The organism is Mesorhizobium sp. M8A.F.Ca.ET.021.01.1.1 (assembly GCF_003998025.1).
Classification (GTDB): Bacteria; Pseudomonadota; Alphaproteobacteria; order Rhizobiales; family Rhizobiaceae; genus Mesorhizobium.
Map to the genome: position 1 here is coordinate 1 of NZ_RZSJ01000465.1, position 5,083 is coordinate 5,083.

Annotated in this window: 3 protein-coding genes and 1 pseudogene; 3 read left to right on the plus strand and 1 reads right to left on the minus strand. The window is 65.1% G+C overall.

Annotated features, from left to right (window positions below; genetic code table 11):
- Positions 1–201, minus strand: a pseudogene (locus EOA36_RS27185) (gfo/Idh/MocA family oxidoreductase); the annotation flags it as partial.
- 148 nt (positions 202–349) lie between these two features.
- Between EOA36_RS27185 and EOA36_RS27190 the strand changes: the two are divergent.
- From EOA36_RS27190 to iolD, 3 genes are all read left to right on the plus strand, one after another.
- Positions 350–1,195, plus strand: a complete 846-nt coding sequence (locus tag EOA36_RS27190) for a MurR/RpiR family transcriptional regulator (RefSeq protein ID WP_127280184.1) — start codon at positions 350–352, stop codon at positions 1,193–1,195.
- Positions 1,196–1,350: 155 nt separating this feature from the next.
- Entirely contained in the window at positions 1,351–3,285 is a 1,935-nt protein-coding gene (gene iolC, locus EOA36_RS27195) for a 5-dehydro-2-deoxygluconokinase (RefSeq protein WP_127280185.1), read from the plus strand.
- A 35-nt stretch (positions 3,286–3,320) separates the two neighbouring features.
- Positions 3,321–5,083, plus strand: a 1,763-nt coding sequence (iolD, locus tag EOA36_RS27200) for a 3D-(3,5/4)-trihydroxycyclohexane-1,2-dione acylhydrolase (decyclizing) (RefSeq protein ID WP_127280186.1), incomplete at its 3' end; no start/stop codon positions are given.

Here is a 5,083-nt window from a genome sequence, read left to right on the forward strand (position 1 = left end):
GTTGACGACGGCACGCCAGTCGCCGGACGCCTTGGCAAAGCCGAACTCGCCGGCCTTGCGCCTGGCAAGGTCCTCGCTGACCTCGCCGAGATGGACGAGCCGCGGCTTGGTCGCATCGGGGAAGACGGCTCCCACTGCGCTCCACGCGATGGCGTGGCACTTGCCCATGAAACCCGTACCGATAAGACCTACGCCGACCATCCAACTTTCTCCACTGCCTGAGCGTTGGATGGATGAATTAGTCCATTTTCTCCGGAAATGGAATGTCTGCCTCATTTTTTATGGCGTTCTTGCGCAGGCCCGCTATGATGGGGCACAGAGAGCCTCCAGACAGGCTTGGGCGGAGACGATGGACGAACAGGTACCTCGCGACTTCGAGACGCTGCGCGCCACCATTCTGGACCGGCGCGAGAGCCTGCCCAAGCGCATCGCCCAGATCGCCGCCTATGCGCTCGACAATCCGGACGACATCGCGTTTGGCACCGCCGCCAGCATCGCCGCTTCGGCCGGTGTGCAGCCCTCGACCCTGATCCGCTTTGCCCAGCAACTCGGTTTCGACGGCTTTACCAGCCTGCAGCAGGTGTTCCGCGAGCGGTTGCGCGAGCGCAACTCCTCCTATGACGAGCGGCTGCAGGCGCTACGCGCCAAGGCCGAGGGCGGCGCCGGCCACCGGGCGATCTTCGACGGTTTCATTGCCGCCGCCAGCACCTCGCTCAACGACATTTCCCGCACACTGGACGACGCGCATCTGGAAGACGCTATCTCGCTGCTGGCAAAGGCGCAGACCATCTATGTCTTGGCCAAGCGGCGCTCCTATCCGGTGGCGAGCTATATCGCCTACGCGCTGGGCAAGCTGAAGATCCGCAACCAGCTGATCGAATCGGCTGCCGGCCTGAATGCCGAGATGGTCGGCTTCGCCACGCCGGCGGACGCCGTCATCGCCATCAGCTTCTCGCCCTACGCACCGGCCACGATCGAGGAAGCGCGCAGCATTTCCGAGCAGGGCGTACCGATCGTTGCCATCACCGACAGCTCATTCTCGCCGCTGGCCCAGTTCGCCAGGGTCTGGTTCGAGGTGGCCGAGGCGGATTTCGCCGGTTTCCGTTCGCTGTCGGCGACAATGGCGCTGGCCATGGCGCTGACCGTCGGCGTCGGCGAGAAGCGGCGTGACGCGAGCCGCAAGCGCAAGGCTTGACCAGACATCCAAAAAGGCAATTTTAGGCTAGGGAATGCTCATTCCATATTGACTATGGATTGGAATTATTATTTCATATTGCTGGCGCCACGCTGCCGCTCGCGCGTGTTACCCAATAATGTTGTCCATGACGACAAGACCGACGGGAGGTTCCAATGAGCGAAGCCGTGGACGCAAGACAGGCGCCGCTCGATGTCATCACCATCGGTCGCGCTTCCGTCGACCTCTATGGCCAGCAGATCGGCTCGCGGCTCGAGGATATCACTTCCTTCGCCAAGTCGGTCGGCGGCTGCCCGGCCAACATTTCGGTCGGCACGGCGCGGCTCGGCCTGCGCTCGGCGCTGCTGACGCGCGTCGGCGACGAGCAGATGGGCCGCTTCATCCGCGAGCAGCTGAAACGCGAAGGCGTCAACACCGACGGGCTGAAGACCGACAAGGAACGGTTGACCGCGCTTGTGCTGCTTTCGGTCGAGAGCGAAGGCGTTTCGCCGATGATCTTCTACCGCTCCGACTGCGCCGACATGGCGCTTTCGGAAGAGGATATCGACGAGGCGTTTATTGCCTCGGCCCGCGCCATCGTCGTCACCGGCACGCATTTTTCCCGCCCCAACAGCGACGCCGCCCAGCGCAAGGCGATCCGCATCATGAAGGCCAAGGGCGGCAAGGTGGTCTTCGACATCGACTATCGGCCGAACCTGTGGGGTCTCGCCGGTCACGCCGAAGGTTTCGAGCGCTACGTCAAGTCGGACCGGGTCTCGGCCCAGTTGAAGACGGTGCTGCCCGATTGCGACCTCATCGTCGGCACTGAGGAAGAGATCATGATCGCGTCCGGCGCCGACGACTGCCTGAGCGCGCTGAAGACGATCCGCGCCCTGTCCTCGGCGACCATCGTCTTGAAGCGCGGCGCCATGGGCTGCATCGTCTATGACGGGCCGATCAGCGACGATCTCGAGGACGGCATCGTCGGCGAAGGGTTCCCGATCGAGATCTACAATGTGCTGGGCGCCGGTGACGCCTTCATGTCCGGTTTGCTTCGCGGCTGGCTCGGCGGTGAAAGCTTCAAAACCGCGGCGACCTGGGCCAACGCCTGCGGCGCCTTCGCCGTGTCGCGGCTGCTCTGCGCGCCGGAATATCCGACCTTCGAAGAGCTGCAGTTCTTCCTCAAGAACGGCAGCAAGCATCGCGCGCTGCGCAAGGACGAGGCGATCAACCACATCCATTGGGCAACCACCCGCCGGCGCGACATTCCTTCACTGATGGCGCTCGCCTGCGACCACCGTGTGCAGCTCGAGGATGTGGCGGCCAAGACCGGCGCCAATCCAGCGCGCATCCGCGATTTCAAGGTGCTGGCGGTCAAGGCGGCGGCCAAGGTCGCTGCCGGCCGCGACGGCTACGGCATGCTGATCGACGAGAAGCATGGCCGCGAGGCGATGTTCGAATTCGCCAGGCATCCCTTCGCCTGGCTGGGCCGGCCGGTGGAATTGCCGGGCTCGCGGCCGCTGCGCTTCGAATTCTCGCAGGATATCGGCTCGCAGCTCACCGAATGGCCCGTCGATCACTGCATCAAGTGCCTGTGCTTCTACCACCCGGACGATCCGGCGGAACTCAAGGAAGAACAGCAGCAGAAGCTGCGCGCGCTGTTCGAGGCCGCGCGCAAGGTCGGCCGGGAACTTCTCATCGAGATCATCGCCGGCAAGCATGGCAAGCTCGACGACACGACGATCCCGCGCGCGCTGGAGGAACTCTATGCGCTCGGCATCAAGCCGGACTGGTGGAAGCTCGAGCCGCAGGCGTCGAGCGGCGCCTGGGCCAAGATCGAGGCGGTGATCCTGAAGCACGATCCCTGGTGCCGTGGCATCGTGCTGCTTGGTCTGGAAGCGCCGCAGGACGAACTGGAGGCGGCTTTTGCCGCAACCGCCAAGGCGCCCATCGTCAAGGGCTTTGCCGTCGGCCGCACCATCTTCGTCCACGCGGCCGAACAATGGCTGGCCGGCAAAATGTCCGATGACGAGGCCGTCGCGGACATGGCCTCGCGCTTCGAACAGTTGACCGAGGCGTGGCTTGCCGCGCGCGGCCGCAAGGCGGCATAACAGGCCGCGACACAGGGACTGCGGAGGAAAACACGATGAGCAAGACAATCCGCCTGACGATGGCGCAGGCGCTGACCCGCTTCCTGTCCCGCCAGATGACCGAGATCGACGGCAGGACAGTGCCGATCTTCGGCGGCGTCTGGGCGATCTTCGGCCATGGCAATGTCGCCGGCATCGGCGAGGCGCTTTACCAAGTGCGCGATGAGCTGCCGACCTTCCGCGCCCACAACGAGCAGGCGATGGCGCATGCGGCGATCGCCTACGGCAAGGCCAATTTCCGTCGCCGCTTCATGGCCGCGACTTCTTCGATCGGCCCCGGCGCGCTGAACATGGTGACGGCGGCGGCACTCGCCCACGTGAACCGGTTGCCCGTCCTGTTTTTGCCGGGCGACGTCTTCGCCAACCGCATCCCCGACCCGGTGCTGCAGCAGGCCGAGGATTTTTCGGACGGCACCGCGACGGTCAACGACTGTTTCCGGCCGGTGTCGCGCTATTTCGACCGCATCACGCGGCCGGAGCAGATCATACCGGCGCTGAGCCGCGCCATGCAGGTGCTGACCGATCCGGCCGATTGCGGCCCGGTGACGCTGTCGCTCTGCCAGGACGTACAGGCCGAGGCCTATGACTATCCCGAGAGCTTCTTTGCCGAGCGGGTCTGGCGTCAGCGCCGGCCGCGCCCGGACCGTGGCGAACTCGCCGCCGCCGTCACGGCACTCAAGGGAGCCAGGAAGCCGCTGATCATCGCCGGCGGCGGCGTTCTCTATTCGCAGGCTTCCGACGAACTGGCGACGTTCGTCGAAGGCGCCGGCATTCCGGTCTGCGAGACGCAAGGCGGCAAGTCCTCGCTGCCGGACGATCACAAGCTCAACATGGCGGCGGTCGGCGTCACCGGCACCTCGGCCGCCAACCGGCTGGCCGAAGAGGCCGACGTCGTACTCGCCATCGGCACGCGCCTGCAGGATTTCACCACCGGCTCATGGGCGCTGTTCAAGAATTCCGGCAAGACCATCATCGGGCTCAACGTACAGCCCTTCGACGCCGGCAAGCACCGGGCGCTGCCGCTGGTCGCCGATGCCGCGGAAGGGCTCGCCGAATTGGGCGCCGCGCTGAAAGGCTGGAAGGCGCCTGCCGCCTGGACCGACAATGCGGCCAGCGGCAAGAAGGCCTGGCAGGCCGAAGCGGCCAAGGTGACGGCATCGACCAACGCCGCTTTCCCCTCCGATGCGCAGGTGATCGGCGCCGTTCAGCGCGCCATGGGATCAGGCGTGACGCTGCTGCATGCCGCGGGCGGCCTTCCCGGCGAATTGCACAAGCTCTGGCAGGCGGGCGCGCCCGGCTCCTACCATGCCGAATACGGCTTCTCGACCATGGGCTACGAGATCGCCGGCGGCCTCGGCACCAAGATGGCCAAGCCCAACGAGGAGGTCGTCGTCATGATCGGCGACGGCTCCTATCTGATGCTGAATTCCGAGATCGCCACCTCGGTGATGCTCGGCCTGAAACTGACCATCGTGCTGCTCGACAACAGGGGGTTCGGCTGCATCAACCGGCTGCAGATGGCGACCGGCGGTGCCAACTTCAACAACCTGTTGAAGGACTCGCGCCACGAGATCCTGCCCGATGTCGACTTTGCCGCGCATGCCGCCAGCATGGGCGCGCTATCAGAAAAAGTTTCGTCGATCGCCGGGCTGGAGACGGCGCTGGCTCAGGCGAAAAAGAACGACCGCACCACCGTGCTGGTCATCGACACCGACCCGCTGGTTTCCACCGATGCCGGCGGGCACTGGTGGGACGTGGC